This window comes from Lysinibacillus sp. NPDC093692, from assembly GCF_050280125.1.
GTDB lineage: Bacteria > Bacillota > Bacilli > Bacillales_A > Planococcaceae > Lysinibacillus.
This window is the reverse complement of record NZ_JBNNUW010000005.1, coordinates 221,462-243,532: the sequence shown is the minus strand read 5'-3', so window position 1 is coordinate 243,532 and position 22,071 is coordinate 221,462. Positions and strand designations below refer to the sequence as shown.

Here is a 22,071-nt window from a genome sequence, read left to right as displayed (position 1 = left end):
ATGTTCTTTGTGCGAAAGCGACAACACGAGAGCCGACGTGATGTCGCTTTCGGCAATGCTGCAGGACGTGGTGTTCTTACACTGAGATTCTCTATTTTAGCGGGTGTTTGGGCACTTGCTGAAAGAAGTTAAAAATATTTGACAACGTTCGACCTTTTACGTATTATGAGATATTGAACGGATACTCTTATCCCGAGCTGGTGGAGGGTCAGGCCCTGTGAAACCCGGCAACCTGCATGAACTATTTCACGACATGCGCTGGTGCCAACCTGATGCAAGGGAACCCCCTTGAACGATAAGAGTGAAAGGTTACGAAGTCATTATTCCTTTCCTCATGTTAAGTAAGCGTGAGAAAAGGATTTTTTTATTGTTAAAAACGAATGTAAAGGTAAGTATATAGTCCTTTCCTTATTATAATGACGGATCTTTCGAAAACCTCGTGTTAAAAGTAGTAGTTGTTTTTTGTGCGAAAGTGAAACGACAGCAACAGTTGTTTTTTTGTACGAAAGCGCAGTGCAAACGTAGCGACAGCAACAACTGCTTTAGAGTTCAATCTATAGGAGCGGGCTTGACATGGGTAATGAGTACCGTATTAATTCGCAAATATTATTTGTAAAAGTAATAGGAGGAAAACCAAATGACAAAACGTCGACTGTTTACATCAGAGAGTGTAACAGAAGGACATCCAGACAAAATATGTGATCAAATCTCGGATGCCATTTTAGATGCTATTTTAGCAGAAGATCCAAACGCACGTGTAGCGTGTGAAACAACAGTAACAACTGGTTTAGTACTAGTAGCAGGAGAAATTACTACCTCTACTTATGTAGACATTAAAGGTATCGTTCGTGATACTGTAGCAGAAATCGGTTATACACGTGGGAAATATGGCTTTGATGCTGAAAATCTAGCAGTACTTGTTGCTATTGGTGAACAATCACCTGATATTGCTCAAGGTGTTGACCAAGCATTAGAGGCACGTGAAGGCTCTATGACAGACGCTGACATTGAAGCAATTGGCGCAGGTGACCAAGGTTTAATGTTCGGTTATGCATGTAACGAAACACCAGAGCTTATGCCATTACCAATTAGTTTAGCGCATAAATTGGCTCGTCGCTTAACGGAAGTACGTAAATCTGATGAACTAGGTTATTTACGTCCAGACGGAAAAACACAAGTGACAATTGAATATGATGAAAACAATGTACCAGTGCGCGTTGATACGATTGTCATTTCTACACAGCATGACGAAGAAGCTACACTTGAGCAAATTCAAGCAGACTTAAAAGAATTTGTTATTGCTCCAGTTGTTCCAAGTGAATTATTAGATGCCGAGACTAAATATTTCATCAACCCAACTGGTCGATTCGTAATTGGTGGTCCAAAAGGAGATGCTGGTCTAACTGGACGTAAAATCATCGTTGATACATACGGTGGCTATGCCCGTCATGGTGGTGGTGCTTTCTCTGGTAAGGATGCAACTAAGGTAGACCGTTCAGCGGCATATGCAGCCCGCTATGTGGCAAAAAATATCGTAGCAGCTGGTTTAGCAGATCGAGCTGAAGTACAACTAGCTTATGCGATTGGTGTTGCTCAACCTGTATCTATTGCTGTTGATACATTCGGGACAGGAAAAGTTACGGAAAGTGAAATTGTAAAATGGGTACGCGAGCTATTTGACCTACGCCCAGCAGGGATTATTAAAATGCTTAACCTTCGTCGCCCAATTTATAAGCAAACTGCAGCATATGGTCACTTTGGTCGTACAGACTTAAATGTACCTTGGGAACAAACAGACAAAGCAGACGCATTACAAGAAAAAGCAGGTTTATAAACTATTCAGCTAAAGTAATAAAGTAGCTGGACCAATATTTTAAGATACTATTACAGAAAGGGGCTCTACATGCTATTGCCCCTTTCACTGTTTTTATACTAAAAAAAACTCCATATATAATCGTGTATGGCTAGGTTGTCCAAGCAAACGTGGAGCTGCTTTGATTAAGTTGAAATAACTATTTATTTTTTGGTTGAAGAGATTTATAGTATTGGCCTTTTTCTACATATTCATGTATGATGCGTTCCATATCTTCTTTATCTTCATCGTTTAATTCTCTTACAACTTTTGCGGGACGCCCTAATGCTAAGCTATTTGGAGGAATGACTTTGCCTGGAGGAACAAGGCTACCTGCCCCAATAAATGCACCCTCTCCAATCTCCGCTCCGTCTAATATGATAGAGCCCATACCTATTAAGGCTTTTTTACGAATCGTACAGCTATGTAAAGTTACTTGATGTCCGACTGTTACCTCATCTTCGATAATTAGTGGATATTTAGGGCTTTGATGTAAGCAACAGAGGTCTTGAATACTAACTCTTTTTCCGATAATTGTCGGTGATACGTCCCCTCGAATAACTGTGTTAAACCAAATAGTTGTTTCAGCACCTATTGTTACGTCACCAGTAACGGTTGCATAATCGGCAATAAATACTGATGGATCAATATTGGGTGTTTTCCCTTTAAATGGATAGATCATGAGAATCGCCTCTTTTCTTTCTATGATGTAATATTATCGTATCAAATACGCAACTTGATGGAAATATTAAATTAAAATGAGCTAGATATTCCGTTATAATCATTGTGTAATTATTTTTTTAGGAGGACTATGTGAAATGTGGAAATGGGAAGCTGATGGACAAGCAAAGGCTGTGGTTGCAATTCTTCATGGGGCATATGAAAATCACCGCTGGTATGCATGGCTTATAGAAAAATTAAGATTGGAAGGCTTCCACATAGTCATGGGGGATTTACCTAATCATGGAGTGAATAAAGGGTTTTCAAATGTTCACGATGAAGATTTTAAAGAATACAACAAATATACTAGGCATTTAATCGAGAATGCTTTTTCGTATAATCTACCTGTCTTTTTAATAGGGCATGGGCTTGGTGCGACACTATTACTACATACCATGCAAAAAAGAAAATATGAATGCGCAGGAATTATTTTAACCTCACCATGGCTTCATTTAAAGCTACTGCCAGGTAAACTATCAAATGCTTTAACTAGTTTAAGTGCCCTGACTGCAAATGTGAAGCTGACTCATGAAATTACTATAGAATCATTAACGCGCAGTGTAGAAGGTAGAGATGAGATGAAGGATGAAGTTCCTTTTTCGTCAGTTGTTTCAGTGAAATGGTATCGAGAACTACAGCAAATGATGCGTAATATAGTGTTATTGCCTAAGGCAGAATTCCCTAATAGACCTATGTTAGTGATGACAGCTGAAAAAGATAATATTACTGAAACTAAACAAACTCGTAATTGGCTTCATCTGCAGGACTTTACAGAGTTTCAATTTAAAGAATGGGCAAACAGTTATCATAATCTATTTCATGAAGTAGAGCGTGACGAGATTTTTGTTTATATACGTGATTTTATTAATAATGCTCTTCGAAACATTGGCTATATAATTAAGTAGTGAATGACCTCTCCAATTAACTAGAAAAATACTAACTTTTTGTTACTTAAATATAATGTTGTAATTTTCTGAAAAGTGTAATACTATAATGACTCAAAGTAATATTTTTCAAATTGGAGGGGTAAAATGGAAGCAATCGTTGGGAAAATGAATGAGATTTTATGGGGACCGTGGTTTATTTATGGCATTTTGTTAATTGGGCTCTTCTTTTCAATCATTACGAGGTTCCTACAAGTAAGACACATTAAAGATATGTTTGTTTTAATGTTTAAAGGCGAAAAATCGGAAAAGGGGATTTCATCTTTCCAAGCAATGTCTATTGCATTATCTGGTCGCGTAGGTACAGGTAATATTGCCGGTACAGCTACAGCAATCGGGATGGGGGGACCTGGTGCTGTTTTTTGGATGTGGGCAATCGCCTTTATCGGTGCGGCAACTGCTTATGTTGAGTCGACATTAGCTCAAATTTATAAAGAAGAGAAAGATACAGAATATCGTGGTGGTCCAGCGTTTTACATAGAAAAGGGAATGGGGCAAAAATGGTTTGCAGTTATTTTCGCTGTTGCCGCATTAGCTGCCATGTTAGTGTTGATGCCGGGTGTTCAATCGAATGCAATTGCGACAGCAGTTGAAAACGCTTTCTCTGTTGACACTTGGATTACAGGACTTATTATTGTTGTATTATTAGGTACTATTATTATCGGTGGGGTAAAATGGATTGCCAATGCTGCACAGATCATTGTACCGTTTATGGCATTAGCATATATTCTTATGGCCATTGTCATTATCTCAATGAATATTAAAGAAGTACCAGCTGTATTTTCATTAATTTTTTCTAGTGCATTTGGTGCGCAAGAAATCTTCGGTGGTATTGTTGGCTCCGCTATTGCATGGGGGGTTAAACGTGGTATTTATTCAAATGAGGCAGGGCAAGGGACAGGTGCGCATCCGGCTGCAGCAGCAGAAGTATCACACCCTGCTAAACAAGGTATCGTGCAAGCAGCTTCTGTATACATTGATACATTATTAATTTGTTCAGCTACTGCGTTTATGATTTTATTTACTGGCATGTACAATGTACAGGATGAAAAAGCTGCAGAAGGCACTGATTCATATGTTTATGTTGGTGATTTCAATAAAGGTGGATTAACTGGAGATGAGCAAATAACATTTGCGAAAAGTATTAAAGAAGGTGCAGCATATACACAATATGCAGTTGACTCTTCATTACCAGGCTTTGGTGGACCATTCGTAGCGATCGCATTATTCTTCTTTGCTTTCACGACGATTATGGCATACTACTACATTGCCGAAACAAATGTGGCTTATTTATTCTCAGGAACTACAGAGAAGGTCGTCATTTGGCTAGCTAAATTTGCAATTTTAATTGCTGCGTTTTACGGTACTATTCGTACTTCCGACCTTGCTTGGGCTATGGGGGATGTTGGATTAGGACTAATGGTTTGGATTAACGTTATAGCGATTTTAATTATTATGAAGCCTGCTATAGTCGCATTAAAGGACTATGAGAAGCAGAAAAAAGAAGGAAAAGATCCTGTTTTTGATCCTCGTAAACTAGGAATTAAAGGTGCAGATTTCTGGATTGATTATAATGAAAAACGTAAAAATAAATAATAGATAATAAGATAGGAAGCTATCTAATAGATTGAAAGATTCTATTAGATAGCTTTTTTTGTTTTCTTTAAAAAAGGCTCAGCACCATAACGTGTGGTTGATTTCTGTTCCGGCTGGGCGCTTTGTAGCTGCCGCTTTGCTTTCGCTACAGGAAACATTTGTTGTTGCTGTCGCTACGCTTTCGCACAGAGCAAAGCTTCCTGGGTGCGTCGCGGCAACAAGATGTTTTTTGCGCGAAAGCGTAGTGCCAACGAAGCGGCAGTAGCAGGATGTTGGTCACGAAGGCGTTATCACAGGACATGATGCTTTTAGCCTTCGTTTCCCTCCAGCTTCACTCTCATTCCTCTATTGCTAGTCCCCAAGGAGTCGCTCAGCCGTAACGAAGATCAACTTATATACAAAGCATATGTTTTAATAAATGTCATGCACAATTTTTGGTGATGAGCCATAAAAAAAGATTAATACTAAAATCTGCTCTTGTATCCTGTGCAGTCGTTTACATATTTCGGTGAAGAACTATAAAAGAAAATAAAATTTCTATTGACGGCAATAGAAAAAGAAGGTATATTTTGTCATAAGGAAATTATCTTTCCTTTAAGAAACTTTTTGGGAGGAGGTGAAAAATTGACTGTGTTCCATTTACCGAAACTTTCATATGATTATGATCAGTTGGAGCCATTTATTGATGCTAGAACGTTAGAAATTCATCATTCTAAGCATCATGCTACGTATGTAAATAATTTAAATGTGGCATTAGAAGGTCATAAGGATTTAGAAGATCAGTCATTGGAAGATTTATTAAGAAATCTTGATGTGCTTCCAACGGACATTCAAACAGCCGTACAAAATAATGGTGGGGGACACTATTGCCACAGTTTATTTTGGGAATTGATGAGTCCTAATGGTGGTGGTGAGGCAACTGCTGATATTGGAAAGGCGATCGATTATTATTTTAAAACATTTGATAATTTTCAAGATCAGCTTTCTAAAGCGGCAATTTCACGCTTTGGAAGTGGATATGGATGGCTAGTGCTAGATGGCGAGCAATTGACCATTATGAGTACAGCTAACCAAGACACGCCTTTAAAAGAGGGGAAAATCCCTCTACTCGTTATTGATGTTTGGGAGCATGCATATTATTTGAAATATCAAAATCGCCGACCTGAGTTTGTTACGAATTGGTGGAATACAGTTGATTGGGACAAAGTCAATCAACGATATGTGAATGCAAGGGAAACAATAAACACTTTTAAAATCTAACTAAGCTAAGTTAATTAAGGTAATTTGACATGAAAGTAAAGTTAAGTACTCCTCCATATCCCCCGCGCCATCGGGGGATATTTTCTTATATTCTTTGAAAACCCCCTACACAGCAGGGGGTTTCAAAATTAAAAGGCATGATTCCAATACGGTATCGGAATCATGCCTTAAATAAATGAATATTAAAACGATCTATTTAGCTTAACGAGTAATCTTTCATTTTTTCTAAAGCAATTACAAAAGGTGGATCATTTTGTTGATTTAGAAACTCGTATTTTAATACATGTACATACTTTTGGGGAAGTTGACTGACATAGTCTATCACAGCATCTCGTTCTTCCTTCCCACCTGGATGACCATGATAAATGACAAGGACAATAAGACCACCGATTTTTAGCATCTTAAGCAAATTATCAATTGCTTGTATCGTCGTATTTGGCTGTGTAATGATGTCGTGATCGCTACCAGGCAAATAACCAAGATTAAAAATTGCAGCTGCGACTGGTTTGTGGACATAGTTGACTACTTCTTCATGCCCTCTATGTAAAACAAGCGCACGATGCTCTAAACCATTGTCTAAAAGGCGATGGAGAGTGGCATCAACAGCGCTCTTTTGAACATCAAAGGCGTATACTTGTCCTTCATCACCGACAAGCTGTGCTAGAAACAATGTGTCGTGGCCATTTCCAGCTGTGGCATCCACTACAGTGTCGCCCTCTACAACAGTATCTTTTATTAGCTGTTGGGCATATTGTAAAACGCGTTGTAGCTTCATTTGTCATCCTCAGCTTTATAAAATTTTCCTTGCCAGCTTCCACGGCGTTCAAGCTCAGCATCAATTCCGTTTAATACTTCCCATTTATTAACACTCCACATCGGGCCAATCATTAAATCGATTGGTCCATCGCCTGTAATTCGGTGAATAACCATATCTGGTGGTAGAATTTCAAGTTGATCGGCTACAAGCTTTGTATAAACATCTTGATCTAAAAATTCTAACATTCCTTTTTCGTATTGCTTAACCATTGGAGTACCTTTTAAAAGATGCAGTAAATGGATTTTAATACCTTGTACATCAAGCTTCGCGACTTCACGAGCAGTTTCCATCATCATGTCAGAGTCTTCGAGAGGAAGACCGTTAATAATGTGCGAGCATACACGAATACCGTGTTTTCGTAACTTTTCAACACCTTCCACATATGTTGCATAATCGTGGGCACGGTTGATAAGATTGGCTGTTTTTTCATGTACAGTTTGAAGTCCTAATTCAATCCATAAATAGGTACGCTCATTTAATTCAGCTAAATATTCAACTACATCGTCTGGCAGACAATCAGGGCGTGTTGCGATAGATAATCCAACAACCCCTTCTTGGGCTAATGCAGCTTCAAATTTTTCTTTTAATACTGGTAGCGGTGCATGTGTATTTGTATACGCTTGGAAGTAAGCCATGTATTTGCCATCCTTCCATTTTTGATGCATTTTGTCGCGTATTTCAGCAAATTGCACCTCGATAGGATCAACTTTGTTGCCAGCAAAATCACCTGAACCTGCAGCACTACAGAACGTACAACCGCCAAAGGCAACTGTACCATCACGATTTGGGCAGTCAAAGCCTGCGTCTAGTGCTACTTTAAATACTTTATGGCCAAATTGCTCACGTAAATAGCGATTCCATGTATAATACCTCTTCCCGTCTGATGGAAAAGGAAAGTTTGTTTCTGTCATTTATTTCACTCCTCTAACACTATATTTTATCACGTGCTGGTGTTTCCGTCATGAGGGAGAATTTAATAATATGTGGATGTACTATGAGAGAAGGCATGCGGAAAGTACATCGACCGTCGTAAACCACCGGGAGGCCCCGAAAAACTACACAAAAAATATTCTAAAGCATATGTAAAAAGAGTAAATTTATTTTTCTTGTGCTTTTGTATGTTTAAACATAAACTAACTATTTAGAGTAGCGAAATAATGGAGGACATTCTATGCCAAAAAGTGTTTGGTTTTTAATTATCGGAATGCTTGTGAATACGACGGGCAACTCTTTTTTATGGCCTTTAAACGCCATTTATATGCACGATTATTTAGGGAAGTCACTTGCGATGGCTGGCTTTGTGTTGATGTTGAATTCTGCTGCTGGTGTATTAGGGAATCTCTTAGGTGGTTACTTATTTGATAGAATAGGTGGCTATAAATCAACAATGTTTGGCATTCTTTTGACGATTGCCTCATTAATAGCTTTAACGATTTGGCACGGCTGGCCACATTATGTGTGGATTTTAACGATACTCGGCTTTAGTGGGGGTATTGTATTCCCAGGGATGTTTGCTTTAGCTGGAACTGCGTGGCCGGAGGGTGGACGAAAAGCTTTTAACGCAATTTATTTAGCTCAAAATTTAGGAGTAGCAATTGGTCCTGCACTTGCCGGTGTTGTTGCTGCTTACCAATTTGACTACGTCTTTAAGGTCAACTTAGCCATGTATATTTTGTTCTTTTTTATAGCATTTTTTACTTTTAAACGATTTGAAGAGGGAAGCATTGCACCGAAAAATGTCGTGAGTGAAAGTAAGCGAATAATCAATAAAGCACCGTTTTATGCATTATTAATTATAAGTTCTTCCTCTGTACTATGCTGGGTAGCTTATTCACAATGGAGTGCGACTATCTCTTCCTATACACAAGATCTAGGATTAGGATTGAAACAGTACAGTCTACTTTGGACTATTAATGGCTTACTTATCGTTTTAGGGCAACCGCTAATTGCGCCGCTAGTGAAACGCTGGGAAAATAAATTGAAGCGTCAATTAGTGTTTGGCGTTACACTGATCGCGATATCCTTTGGCATCATTGCGTTTGCAAGTGATTTTAAAATGTTTGGAGCAGCAATGGTTGTGCTAACTTTTGGTGAAATGTTTTATACACCTGTCTTACCTACAATCGCCAATCAACTTGCACCAAAAGGGCGTCAGGGCTTTTATCAAGGGATTATTAATAGTGCAGCAACAACAGGTCGTATGATTGGCCCATTATTTGGTGGTATTATGGTCGATCAGTTTGGCATGATTGCACTTGTATTAATACTAGTAATTATTGTATTGCTTGCGATAATTCCATGCCTTATCTATGATTATCCTTTACGAAAGAATAAAACAGTGACAGATTAATAGATAAATTTAACAATAATATTCTCAAAACGAGCAAAAACTGTGTGGGAAACACGTTTTTTGTTCGTTTTTTAGTGTTTGATATTGAAAGTTAGCATATTGTAGCGTACAATCAATCATACATATTCAAATATTTGAATATATGAAAATGAAGTTCCGTGGAGGGATTTATGTGGAAGAGAGCTTGCAGCAATTTAAGGCAGATTTTTTTAAAGCTTTAGCACATCCATTACGAATTAGAATATTGGAATTACTAGTAGATGGTAAGAAAAATGTCAATGAAATTCAAAGCTGCTTAGAAAAAGAGGGCTCAGCTGTTTCTCAGCAGTTAAGTGTATTACGAGGCAAAAATATTGTTTATGGAACGAAAGAGGGGAAAAAAGTTTACTATTCTTTAAGCGATCCAATGATTGGAGAGTTACTTGGCGTCGCAAAAGAAATTTTTAATAATCACTTAATAAATACAATTACTAGATTAGAAGAAATGACTATTAATGAAGATAATGAAGAGGATATGTAAACTGGGGTTTTACGAAACATTTACCTTGCTATTATTTTGAAGGGAAGATTTATAAATGAAGTCACTGTTTACAGGGCGATATGAAGGATATTCTGTTCATCATTTGAAGAAAGATTTAATCTCAGGGACAATTGTCGGGATTGTAGCAATACCACTGGCAATGTCCTTTGCCATTGCGTCAGGTGTTAAGCCTGAGTATGGAATATATACAGCTTTTATTGCTGGCATACTTATTTCGCTTTTTGGTGGTTCGAAGTTCCAAATAGGGGGACCTACAGGTGCATTTGTACCAATTTTATTAGGGATAGTCATTTCGTATGGCTATGAAAACTTATTAATCGCCGGATTAATGGCCGGGGTTATTTTGTGCTTAATGGGTATGTTTAAACTGGGCTCATTAATAAAATTTATTCCCCGACCCGTAACGATAGGTTTTACCGCAGGAATTGCAGTGATTATTTTTACAGGTCAAATTGCCAATTTCTTAGGTTTAACAAATATTAAAAGACATGAGTATTTTATTGACAATGTAAAAGAAATTGTTATGCATATTGGTACGACAAACTTTTATAGTGTTATAACGGCGATCATAAGCCTTATCATTATTTTAATAACACCGAAAGTTTTACCCAAAGTTCCAGGAGCGTTAGCGGGGATTGTTGTTTCTACACTAGTGGCAACATTCTTTTTTTCTGGACAAGTTGCCACAATAGCAACAGCCTATGGTCAAATTCCTAATACACTACCGAATTTCGCAGTTCCAGATATCACATGGGAGCGTATTCAGCTACTTATTGGACCAGCTTTTGTGATTGCGATGCTTGGTGGGATTGAATCACTTTTATCTGCTGTGGTAGCGGATGGAATGACAAATACAAAGCATAATAGTAACCGTGAACTTGTTGGTCAAGGGATTGCTAATATCGTCACTCCTTTCTTTGGAGGGATCCCTGCGACAGGGGCTATTGCTCGTACTGCGACAAATATTAAAACAGGTGCAGTATCACCCATATCAGGTGTTATTCACGGTGTATTTGTTTTAGTTACTTTATTATTACTTGCTCCTTTTGCTTCACATATTCCATTAGCTAGTATGGCTCCAGTTTTAATGGTTGTTGCTTGGAATATGAGTGAGCAAAAGCATTTTGCACATATTATTAAATTAAAATCAGGAGATTCTCTCGTTTTAATCATTACGTTTCTTCTTACTGTTTTTACAAGCTTAACATTAGCTGTAGAGGTGGGGCTTGTACTAGCGGTCGTATTATTTGCAAAGCGTATGAGCGAAAAGCTTGTAGTAACAAAGGTTTTACCGGATCATTCGAAAGAGAGTGGAAAGTTACAATCACATGTTGTTCATCAAAAACGAGACTGTCCACAAATTAGTATTTATACAGTTGAGGGTCCTCTTTTCTTTGGAGCAGCTCAAACCTTTGAGCCGGCAATTGTAAATTCTATTCAGCACGAACAAAAAGTTTTAGTATTACGCATGGGTAAAGTACCTTTTATGGATTCAACAGGTGAGTCGTATTTTGGTAATGTCATTCGGAATTTTAAAGCACAGGGTGGTACCATTTTAGTTACAGGAGTACAAGACGAATTAAAAAAGGCACTAAAGTACAATGGCTTATATGATGAAATTGGTGAAGATAATTTCTATCCGCATACAGGAGAAGCGATTAATAAAGCTTTAAGCTATTTAGATACAAATAAATGTATTGGCTGTAAGCATTTCGCTTTCCGTGAATGTCAGGAGTTATCCCGCAATAAGGGGCGGTAAATAAAAAAAACTGCCCCTAACTGCCCGATTGGTGAAGACTAATAATCAGTGGGGAACAGAAAACCCCCACTGATTAAAGTTTCGCTTTATCCCGCAATAAGGGGCAGTAAAAATAGAAGAACTGCCCCTAATTGCCCAATTGGTGAAGACTAATAATCAGTGGGGAACAGAAAACCCCCACTGATTAAAGTTTCGCTTTATCCCGCAATAAGGGGCAGTAAAAGTAGAAGAACTGCCCCTAATTGCCCGATTGGTGAAGACTAATAATCAGTGGGGAACAGAAAACCCCCACTGATTAAAGTTTCACTTTATCCCGCAATAAGGGGCAGTAAATAAAAAAACTGCCCCTAACTGCCCGATTGGTGAAGACTAATAATCAGTGGGGAACAGAAACCCCCACTGATTAAAGTTTCACTTTATCCCGCAATAAGGGGCAGTAATTTATCTGTACCGAAAACAAAGTGACAAGTAAAAAACTCCCCCTTCAAAATTCAGCGAAAGCGAATAAATTAGGTGGGAGTTTAATTGTCTTAGAGGTTATGATAATCATCCCTACAACTTTATTCGTTTTTAATAGAATACGTTTTCAAATATATTTCAAAGGGTATGTATCATAGCAGGAATCTTCTTTGAATAATTATAGAAATATGCCTACGAATAGGCTCCGTAGAATGTGACAAAACTTATAGGGGAGGATTAAAGATGAAAAAAATTATGAATCAACCTGAATCACTTGTTATGGAAATGTGCAATGGGATAGTTCTGGCTCATCCGGAACTTGAGCTGTTAAAAAAATATAAAGTAATTAAGAAAAAAGCAATGAATGCAAATAAGGTAACTTTAATTAGCGGTGGCGGTAGTGGACATGAACCAGCACATGCAGGGTTAGTAGGAAAAGGAATGCTGGATGCTGCGGTATGTGGTGATGTGTTTGCCTCTCCTTCACAAATACAGGTATATCAAGCAATCAAAGCAACAGCCAGCCAAAAAGGTACACTGCTCATTATTAAAAATTACAGCGGAGATATAATGAATTTTAAAAATGGCGCTCACTTAGCCATGGAGGATGGCATTCAAGTAGAGTACGTCCGAGTAGAAGATGATATTGCAGTAGAAGATAGCCTTTATACAGTAGGGCGCCGCGGCGTAGCAGGAGTTGTGTTAGTACATAAAATTGCTGGTGCAGCCGCTGAAGAAGGTATGGATTTGATACAGGTCAAAGCTGTAGCGGAAAAAGCAGCGGCAAATGTTCGAACAATTGGTCTGGCGCTAACTTCCTGTACGGTTCCTGCTAGTGGATCACCTACTTTCAAATTGGGTGAAGACGAGATGGAATATGGTGTCGGTATTCATGGAGAGCCAGGAAGAAAAAGAGAAAAAATGATGGCTGCAGATGAATTAGCTTTACGTATGATAAATGACCTTTTAAAAGATTTAAGATTAGATAAAGATGCTGAAATTGCTGTTCTAGTAAATGGATTTGGCGGTACACCACTTCAAGAACTTTATCTGTTTAATAATGCGGTTTCTAGAGAGCTGAGTAAAAGAAATATACGAATCAATAGAACATTTGTCGGCAATTACATGACAAGTATTGATATGGCTGGAATCTCTCTTACAGTAATGAAACTAGATGATGAACTGAATACACTATTATCGAAAGAATGTAATACACCTGCATTTAAGGTAGATGGACCAGTTGGGCGTGTAGAATACGTAGATATTAATGATAACGTAGAAGAGAAACAAGTTTTCTTTGAGACGGAAACAGGGAAAGAACACGCTATCATCAAAAATGAGGTAATCACATTAAATAATATGATTTATCTTGTAGATAAAATGAGCGAGATTATTATTAAGAACGAAGTGCCTTTCTGCGAATTGGATACCCATGCAGGTGACGGCGATTTTGGAATGAGTGTCGCTAAAGGTTTTAAGGAATTAAAACGAGGATGGAGCTCGATTCTAAATCATGAACATTTAAGTATTGGGACTTTCCTTGATGGTTGTTCCATGATTATTATGGAACATTGCGGAGGAGCTTCTGGTCCAATTTGGGGCGGGGCTTTCCGAGCTGCTAGTAAAGCAGTGGAGGGAAAAATGGAATTAACTGTCGGAGAGTTTGCTGAAATGTTACAAGCTACGCTGAAAGGTATACAATCTGTCGGTGAGCGTTCTTTCGGAAGAGGGGCAGAGGTAGGCGATAAAACGCTTGTAGATGCGCTTGTACCTTGTGTAAATTCCTGGTTAGAAAGCGCTGCAACTGGTGCGGACTTTAAAACAGCTTTTGAGAAAGGGGCAGAGGCTGCTGTTAAAGGAGCGGAATATACAAAGGAAATCGTTGCTCGAATGGGTCGTGCCGGAACAGTTGGTGAAAGAAGTCTAGGTTATCCGGATGCCGGTGCTTATGCGCTAGGAGTTATCTTTACGGAACTTTCTCGTAGTTTAAAATAAAGCGAGCACTATGGATACAACTTATTTCGAATATTGTTACCTTCATAGGGATTTAATTTGTTCAAAAATGGTTAGTATGTAAACAAAGTCTTGTGCTTTTCAGTACTTTCCATTAGAATAAATGCAATACATGTAAGACAATGATGAGGAATAGTAAATTTGTGTTTCTTTTTAGAGAGCTAGCGGTTGGTGGAAGCTAGTAGGAAAGCAAATTGAACTCGCCTTCTGAGTCTGCCCGAGTGAAACAGCTCGTGCCGTTCCTTCCGCGTTAAGGAAGCTAAAGCCGAGTGTGATCACTAATGTGGGTGGTACCGCGGGAGATACGAATTCTCTCGTCCCTTTCTAATGAAGAGAGGGGCGAGTTTTTTTATTTTTTAAATATTTTGTCAATTCTTAAGTTGAAGAGCATGACACATTCAAAGGAGGAAGAATAATGAGTTTTAATCATCAACAAATCGAAAAAAAGTGGCAGCAATATTGGGCTGATAATAAAACGTTTAAAACTGAAAACGAAACAGAAAAACCAAAATTTTATGCGTTAGACATGTTCCCATACCCATCTGGTGCTGGTCTCCATGTAGGACATCCAGAGGGCTACACAGCGACAGACATCCTTTCACGCTTCAAGCGTATGCAAGGTTATAACGTCCTACATCCTATGGGCTGGGATGCATTCGGTTTACCTGCAGAGCAATATGCACTTGATACAGGAAATGACCCTGCAGAATTTACAGCGAAAAATATTGCAACATTTAAGCGTCAAATTCAAGAGTTGGGCTTTAGCTATGACTGGGATCGTGAAATTAACACAACAGATCCAGAATACTATAAATGGACACAATGGATCTTTATCCAACTTTATAAAAAAGGCTTAGCCTATGTAGATGAAGTAGCTGTAAACTGGTGTCCAGCACTTGGAACAGTACTTGCAAACGAAGAAGTTATTGATGGAAAGTCAGAGCGTGGTGGTCACCCTGTAGAACGTCGTCCAATGAAGCAATGGATGCTTAAAATTACTGCCTATGCTGACCGTTTAATCGATGACTTAGAGGAAGTTGATTGGCCAGAGTCTATTAAGGATATGCAACGTAACTGGATTGGTCGTTCGGAAGGTGCAGAAGTAACATTTAATATAGATGGAACAGATGAAAACTTCACAGTGTTTACAACTCGTCCTGATACATTATTTGGTGCTACATACTGTGTTATTGCACCTGAGCATAAATTAGTGGATCAAATTACAACTGCTGAACAACGACAAGCTGTTGAAGCTTATTTAGATAAAGTAAAATTGAAATCTGATTTAGAACGCACAGATTTAGCGAAAGAGAAAACAGGCGTATTCACAGGTGCCTATGCAATTAATCCGATTAACGGTAAAAAAATGCCGATTTGGGTTGCAGACTACGTATTAGTATCATACGGTACTGGTGCAATTATGGCAGTTCCAGCGCATGATGAGCGCGACTATGAATTCGCAACAGAATTTGGTTTAGAAATTATTCCTGTCCTTGAAGGTGGAGACATTAGCAAAGAAGCCTTCACAGGTGATGGTAAACATATTAACTCTGACTTCCTTGATGGCTTAAACAAAGAGGAAGGTATTGCTAAAGCAATTCAATGGCTTGAAGAAAAAAGCGTAGGAGAGAAGAAAATCTCTTACCGTCTTCGCGACTGGTTATTCTCTCGTCAACGTTACTGGGGTGAGCCAATTCCTATGATTCATTGGGAAGATGGTACAACGACGCCAGTACCGGAATCAGAATTACCATTAGTACTACCAAAAACAGATAATATTCGTCCTTCAGGTACGGGTGAATCTCCGTTAGCGAACATTTCTGAATGGGTAAATGTTGTTGATCCTGAAACAGGCAAAAAAGGTCGTCGCGAAACGAATACGATGCCACAGTGGGCTGGTTCTAGCTGGTACTTCATTCGTTATATTGACCCAACAAATAAAGAAGCAATTGCAGACCCTGAATTACTGAAACGTTGGTTACCAGCCGATATTTATATCGGTGGGGCAGAGCATGCGGTATTACACTTACTATACGCTCGCTTCTGGCATAAAGTATTATACGATTTAGGTGTTGTACACACGAAAGAGCCATTCCATAAATTATTTAACCAAGGAATGATTCTTGGTGAAGGTAATGAGAAAATGTCTAAATCAAAAGGTAACGTCGTTAACCCGGATGAAATCATTTCTTCACACGGTGCGGACACTTTACGTCTATATGAAATGTTCATGGGTCCACTTGAAGCATCTGTTGCATGGTCAACAAATGGCTTGGACGGGGCACGTCGTTTCTTAGATCGTATTTGGCGTCTATTTGTCAATGAAGAAGATGGTACAATCGCTGCGAAAGTTCAAGCTTCTGATGACAAAACATTAGAAAAATCATATCACCAAACTGTGAAAAAAGTGACAGAGGATTATGAAGGTATTCGCTTCAATACAGCTATTTCACAAATGATGGTATTCATCAATGATTGCTACAAAGCGGAAGTAATTCCAACAGCATACGCTGAAGGCTTTGTGAAAATACTAGCTCCAATGGTGCCACACGTTGCAGAAGAGTTATGGCAAATATTAGGTCATGATGAAACACTTTCATATAAGGAATGGCCAACATATGATGAGTCTAAACTTGTTGATGATGAAGTGGAAATCGCCGTACAAGTGCTAGGCAAAGTACGTGCAAAAATCATCGTAGCGAAAGATGCTTCAAAAGAAGAAATTGAAAAAGTAGCTCTTGCAGATGACAAAGTACAAGAGTATATGGCAGGCAAAAACTTAGTAAAAATAATTGTCATTCCAGGTAAGCTTGTTAATATCGTTGTGAAATAAAAATGTGAAAAGTGTCCAATATTTGGGCACTTTTTTCTTTTATACTGAAACCATCTAAGATTTCGATACGACTATAGTGTGAATAGGAGGTGTTTGTTTGGGTGAACATTTAGCAAATATTATGGAAGAGCATGGTGAGTACTGCCTTCGTGTAGCTTATCTATATGTTAAAGACTGGGCTATTGCAGAAGAAATCGTTCAAGATGTATTTTTTGCTTATTATCGGCAACAAGAGCGCTTTGAACAACGATCCTCGCTAAAAACATATTTAGTAAAAATAACAGTACATAAAAGTCATGACTATTTAAGAAGTTGGAAAAATAAGCGACATATTTTATTTGAAAAGCTGCACATTGGTGTTAGTAAACGATCGCCAGAAACAAATTTGATTGAAAAGGATGAACGAAGAATTGTGACAGCAGCTTTGTTTGAGCTTCCAATCAACTATCGAGAAGTAATTATTCTTTATTATTATCAAGAATTAAAGGTTCGAGAGATAGCGGAGGTTCTTGCATGTACCGAAAATACAGTGAAAACAAGATTGCGTAGAGCTAGACAAACTTTGCAGGAAAAACTGGACAAAAGCCATTGGGAGGTGCTAAAAGATGACATCTTTTAAGGATAAACTGGATAAAGAGCTTGGAGAAGCACCACGTTTCTCACAACAATTGCAGGAGCGTATTTTGCACAATGCATTTCAGCCAAAAAAACAACCTCGCAGATGGCAATATCCAATGATTTTCATAGGAGCAGTCGTGACGATCCTTTTCTTGATTGTAATTGGTCCATGGAAGCAAGGAGATTCATCTAAGCATGCTACGATTATTGAACTAACCCAACATGAGGTTAAACAGTTTACGAGTGCGTATAATTGGGAGGAAGAAACCTTTAAGGCCGGAAGAACTGGCTGGATTTTAGGACAACAGTCTTATAAAAATGATTCAGAAACAAAGCTCATTGCCAATACGCTTCAAAAGGCAGTTATTTCGAAGAAGGATGATGATTACTATGCATATCGTGATGTATGGGTAGAGTTTGACAATGAGCAGGTTGTGCAGCTAAAAATGTTCTTAAACGATGAGCAGTTAGCTTTTAGCGATCGACAAACAAATATCTTTTACAAGGTGGAAGATGCCGAAACTGCGTCAGCATTTATTACCCTAATGCGAAAAGATGATAAAGATTTTAGTTTCCGTGAGATGTTTATTTTTTTAATAATTGCTCTCTTTCTAGTATGGCTTACTGAAAAAGCTCTTCGAAAAATGTTTAGCATTCCGAAAGAGCCAAAATATATAAATACAGGTCATCAACGCACAACGTATATTGCTAAGTTTATTCAAGGGGCGTCTTTAATTTTATTTAATATATACGGTTTGTTTTTATATACGGCTACAATATGTGTATTTATAGCAGTATTCATGATGAGTTCTATTGTGATTGACTATTATTATGTGCGAGAGGAAAAAAGACATTATACATCGATTGGATCATCTATTATGTCACTAGCACTAATAATTGTATTTATCATTTACTTTTCATAAAAAGAAAGAGATGCTCAATTTATTCCAGAGCATCTCTTTTTGATATAGAAGTAAATTAATGGGGAACTTCATTTCGAAATATGCATTGAAGATCGTCTGAGATTGATTATCTCTAATAGAATGCATTTCTCCGTAAAAGCTAGTATTTACATAAACAAATCTAGAATTGAGTTTTATAAACATTAACAGTATTTGGTTTAAAAGTATGTTTTTACTTGTGTGCTATAGCAAATATTTCTGTTATAACTTATTGGTTTAGTTGTTTATTAGTTTGAAAAGTATAACTATCCATAGCTAAAAAGGATGTGTAAGATTCTTACTAAAAGAAAAAATATATATTTGAATAATAAAAATCAATAAGTAATGATTATTCGTTTTGAAGCATGCACAATGTGTATTGTATTTATTTAATTGAATATCCATTAAAAGTTAATTGAATCATTTAACATGATTTTCAGATTCTCTTTTGAGCGAACAGAATTTGTCTATTTTGGCTTTGTAATTCTCTTTTATCCACGTTATTTCTACTTAATGGATATTTGTTCATGACCCTTTATAGAAACACGAAGAAATAATAAGCGTTAGAAAAAGTGGAATATACATTAATTACATGTGAAAATATGAACAAATTTAATTATATTAAAATAGTTAATGTAAAGTTGGATAATAGAGTAGAAAAATAATAATAGCTAAAAAATGTTATGCTTTTTGTTTAAAAAACATCTATTTGCTTAGAGACTGTAGGGTTTTCATTATAAAATTATTGGGGTAAAAAATAAAATACTTTTTGCAGAAATAATATTTTTTTAAAAAACATCTTGCATTTGAATAATTCTAAGTGTTAAATTGTTTTACAGGACGTTCATAAAACTTTCACAGGTAGCAAAAGAGGGGAGAAAAGAGAAATTATGAATAAAAATAGATGGTTAATTGCATTATCTGCAATCGCTATTCACCTTTCAATCGGTGGAGCATATGCATACAGTGTATATAAGATACCGATTGTTACAGAAATGGGATGGAGTGAAACAAACGTAACGGTTGCCTTTACAATAATGATGGGGCTTGCTGGTTTTTCAGCAGCATTATTTGGTAACTTAGTAGAAAAAATGGGGCCACGTAAATCTGCGATGATAGCAGCTGTTCTATTTGGGGCAGGACAAGCTGGTGCAGGTGTAGCGATTTCAATGGATTCCGTAACATTGTACTGGTTAACATACGGTTTACTAAGTGGATTGGGTATGGGTATTGGTTACATTGCGCCTGTATCGACATTAGTAAAATGGTTCCCGGATCGCCGAGGATTAGCAACAGGTATGGCTGTACTTGGATTTGGTTCAGGAGCACTTATTACAGCGCCAGTCGCAGCTAACTTAATGGGGGCTGTGGGAATTTCTACAACGTACTTTATTTTAGGGGCAAGTTATTTCACGTTAATGATTTTAGGGGCTTCATATATAGCACCACCTAAACCTGGTTATATGCCAGCGAATATGAAGGCGGCTGCAGATAATGGTAAAGAAGTAGTGAAGAAAGATTTAGCTGTCATGACAGCACGCGAAGCTGTGAAAACTAAGCATTTCTGGATGCTATGGTCAATGCATTTAGTAAACGTTACAGCAGGTATTATGATGATTTCTGTTGCATCTCCAATGGCTCAAGAAATTGTAGGGTTATCAGTTGCAGGAGCTGCAGCAATGGTAGGTATAATGGGATTATTTAATGGTGGTGGTCGTTTAATATGGGCTGCTGTGTCTGACTATATTGGTCGTTCGAATGTCTTTGTAATTTTCTTTATCGCACAGCTAGTTACATTTATCGTCTTACCGCATACTACAAACGTTATTATTTTCCAAGCACTTATTTTCTTAGTTGTTAGTTGCTATGGTGGAGGTTTCTCTAATCTACCTGCATTTGCAAGTGATTTATTCGGTACGAAACAACTTGGGGTTATTCATGGTTATTTATTAACAACTTGGTCTTTAGGTGGTATTTTTGGTCCACTTTTAGTAAGCACTATTAAAAATGCTTATGGTAGCTATATTCCTGTATTCTATGTATTTACAGGGTTAATTGCAGCTTCATTAATTATTGCTTTAACATTACGTGCAGATGTACGTAAACGAACAGCATTAAAAGAAGCTTCTGAAAAGGTTGGAGACGTCTCCGCTACACAATAAAGTTTACTTTCAATTCGCACTTGAAAGTAATGGCCATATGAGTGTCATTTCGCACGTGACGCTTGTATGGTCTTTTTTTGTAGCTGTTGTTATATAACACTTGATTAATCTTTGTTTAATGTATAACAGTTGGTGTCTGCTGTCAATATCATTATGGGAAATAAAGTGAATTCGCTACTAAAAGAGAAATTTTGTAACGGAAAGCAAATGCGAGGTGTATGAAAATTTGCTAGTGGGTGGCCACAAACTAATGTTTTTAGGTCAACATCTTTGTTTTTAATTAATTTTGAAATTTTTGCGGTTTCATGAATAAAAGATTCAACGCATCATTCAATCGTTCGTTTTTACCCCTACGATAATTTGATTGAATCTTTCCGGAACTTAAAACGTATATAAAATAAATAAGGAGGCATTGAGATATGGGGAGATTTTCTTTAAATGAGTTTATTAATAAAACACAGCAGGATGATAGCGAAAATGAATATTTCGAGTTAGAAACTGAGCGTGTATTAGAGGTTAACCTAAATGGCGAGGTTTGGTCGAAAATGGGCGCAATGATTTCTTATGTAGGAGATATTAAGTTTGAGCGTGAGCGTGTGTTGGAGCATGGCTTAGGTAAAATGTTTAAAAAGGCATTAACCGGCGAAGGTACACAACTTATGAAAGCGATGGGTAAGGGGCGACTTTATTTAGCCGATCAAGGGAAAAAAGTAACGGTCTTCGATCTAAAGGGTGAAACAATTTGCGTAAACGGTAATGATTTACTCGCATTTGAGCCTAGTATTGATTGGGATATTCATTTAATGCGTAAAATGGCAGGAGTTATGTCAGGTGGGTTGTTTAATGTAACTTTAAAAGGAAGAGGGAAGGTTGCTATTACAACTCATTTCGAACCGTTAACCTTGTTAGTAAAGCCTGGTGAAACGGTTTATACTGATCCACATGCTACTGTAGCTTGGTCAGGTACTTTGTCCCCAGAGTTTAAAACAGATATTAGCTTCCGAACATTTATCGGTCGAGGCAGTGGTGAATCCATTCAAATGGCATTTTCAGGTGAAGGGTTTGTCATCATTCAACCATATGAAGAAGTATATATGTCAAAAGAAGGCTGAAAAAGCGTGTCCGTATTTTAAGGACACGCTTTTTTTAATGTGTTGATTTCCACCCCAGACTACTCACCGTAATCGAACAAAAGAGATATACAAC

Annotated in this window: 17 protein-coding genes, 1 riboswitch and 1 other annotated feature; of the genes, 14 read left to right on the top strand and 3 right to left on the bottom strand. The window is 37.7% G+C overall.

Annotation, left to right across the window (positions count from 1 at the left end):
• Positions 1-9: 9 nt before the first annotated feature.
• Positions 10-132, top strand: a complete 123-nt coding sequence (locus tag ACQKN4_RS08145; RefSeq protein ID WP_427483250.1) for a hypothetical protein — start codon at positions 10-12, stop codon at positions 130-132.
• A gap of 52 nt (positions 133-184) precedes the next feature.
• Positions 185-302, top strand: a riboswitch (SAM riboswitch).
• A gap of 335 nt (positions 303-637) precedes the next feature.
• Positions 638-1,834, top strand: coding sequence for a methionine adenosyltransferase (gene metK, locus ACQKN4_RS08140; protein WP_427483248.1), 1,197 nt, complete (start codon positions 638-640; stop codon positions 1,832-1,834).
• 178 nt (positions 1,835-2,012) lie between these two features.
• Here metK and ACQKN4_RS08135 read toward each other — a convergent pair whose 3' ends face one another.
• On the bottom strand, positions 2,013-2,534 hold the full coding sequence (locus tag ACQKN4_RS08135) for a gamma carbonic anhydrase family protein (RefSeq protein WP_079561674.1): 522 nt from the start codon (positions 2,532-2,534) through the stop codon (positions 2,013-2,015).
• Positions 2,535-2,670: 136 nt separating this feature from the next.
• Between ACQKN4_RS08135 and ACQKN4_RS08130 the strand changes: the two genes are divergently transcribed.
• From ACQKN4_RS08130 to ACQKN4_RS08120, 3 genes are all read left to right on the top strand, one after another.
• Complete coding sequence (locus ACQKN4_RS08130; protein ID WP_079561673.1) at positions 2,671-3,477, top strand: alpha/beta hydrolase; 807 nt, start codon at positions 2,671-2,673, stop codon at positions 3,475-3,477.
• Positions 3,478-3,603: 126 nt separating this feature from the next.
• Positions 3,604-5,112, top strand: coding sequence for an alanine/glycine:cation symporter family protein (locus ACQKN4_RS08125; protein WP_079561672.1), 1,509 nt, complete (start codon positions 3,604-3,606; stop codon positions 5,110-5,112).
• 624 nt (positions 5,113-5,736) lie between these two features.
• Positions 5,737-6,372 (top strand): superoxide dismutase, encoded by a 636-nt coding sequence (locus ACQKN4_RS08120; protein ID WP_427483244.1) that lies wholly within the window; start codon positions 5,737-5,739, stop codon positions 6,370-6,372.
• A 196-nt stretch (positions 6,373-6,568) separates the two neighbouring features.
• On the opposite strand, the gene ACQKN4_RS08115 is transcribed toward ACQKN4_RS08120, so the two are convergent.
• Positions 6,569-7,147, bottom strand: coding sequence for a tRNA (mnm(5)s(2)U34)-methyltransferase (locus ACQKN4_RS08115; protein WP_079561671.1), 579 nt, complete (start codon positions 7,145-7,147; stop codon positions 6,569-6,571).
• Positions 7,144-8,100, bottom strand: coding sequence for a TIGR01212 family radical SAM protein (locus ACQKN4_RS08110; protein ID WP_079561670.1), 957 nt, complete (start codon positions 8,098-8,100; stop codon positions 7,144-7,146). Before ACQKN4_RS08110 ends, ACQKN4_RS08115 begins: the two co-directional genes overlap by 4 nt.
• A gap of 260 nt (positions 8,101-8,360) precedes the next feature.
• On the opposite strand from ACQKN4_RS08110, the gene ACQKN4_RS08105 reads away from it, so the two are divergent.
• The 9 genes from ACQKN4_RS08105 (at position 8,361) to ACQKN4_RS08065 (ending at position 21,977) form a co-directional block, all read left to right on the top strand.
• Positions 8,361-9,539 (top strand): MDR family MFS transporter, encoded by a 1,179-nt coding sequence (locus ACQKN4_RS08105; protein WP_427483242.1) that lies wholly within the window; start codon positions 8,361-8,363, stop codon positions 9,537-9,539.
• 172 nt (positions 9,540-9,711) lie between these two features.
• Positions 9,712-10,059, top strand: coding sequence for an ArsR/SmtB family transcription factor (locus ACQKN4_RS08100; protein WP_079561668.1), 348 nt, complete (start codon positions 9,712-9,714; stop codon positions 10,057-10,059).
• A 55-nt stretch (positions 10,060-10,114) separates the two neighbouring features.
• Positions 10,115-11,839, top strand: a complete 1,725-nt coding sequence (locus ACQKN4_RS08095) for a SulP family inorganic anion transporter (protein ID WP_427483240.1) — start codon at positions 10,115-10,117, stop codon at positions 11,837-11,839.
• 702 nt (positions 11,840-12,541) lie between these two features.
• Positions 12,542-14,293 (top strand): dihydroxyacetone kinase subunit DhaK, encoded by a 1,752-nt coding sequence (dhaK, locus tag ACQKN4_RS08090; RefSeq protein WP_427483238.1) that lies wholly within the window; start codon positions 12,542-12,544, stop codon positions 14,291-14,293.
• 131 nt (positions 14,294-14,424) lie between these two features.
• Positions 14,425-14,636, top strand: a binding site (T-box leader).
• 90 nt (positions 14,637-14,726) lie between these two features.
• Complete coding sequence (gene leuS, locus ACQKN4_RS08085) at positions 14,727-17,144, top strand: leucine--tRNA ligase (RefSeq protein WP_079561666.1); 2,418 nt, start codon at positions 14,727-14,729, stop codon at positions 17,142-17,144.
• A 97-nt stretch (positions 17,145-17,241) separates the two neighbouring features.
• Entirely contained in the window at positions 17,242-17,763 is a 522-nt protein-coding gene (locus tag ACQKN4_RS08080; protein WP_079561665.1) for a sigma-70 family RNA polymerase sigma factor, read from the top strand.
• On the top strand, positions 17,750-18,685 hold the full coding sequence (locus ACQKN4_RS08075) for a DUF4181 domain-containing protein (RefSeq protein ID WP_427483237.1): 936 nt from the start codon (positions 17,750-17,752) through the stop codon (positions 18,683-18,685). The genes ACQKN4_RS08080 and ACQKN4_RS08075 overlap by 14 nt, the downstream gene beginning before the upstream one ends.
• 908 nt (positions 18,686-19,593) lie before the next feature.
• The gene (locus ACQKN4_RS08070) at positions 19,594-20,865 is read left to right on the top strand and encodes an L-lactate MFS transporter (protein WP_079561663.1); all 1,272 of its coding nucleotides are present in this window, start codon (positions 19,594-19,596) and stop codon (positions 20,863-20,865) included.
• A gap of 419 nt (positions 20,866-21,284) precedes the next feature.
• Positions 21,285-21,977 carry an AIM24 family protein gene (locus tag ACQKN4_RS08065; protein WP_427483236.1) on the top strand — a complete coding sequence of 231 codons (693 nt, stop codon included), beginning with the start codon at positions 21,285-21,287 and terminating at the stop codon, positions 21,975-21,977.
• Positions 21,978-22,071: the final 94 nt, after the last annotated feature.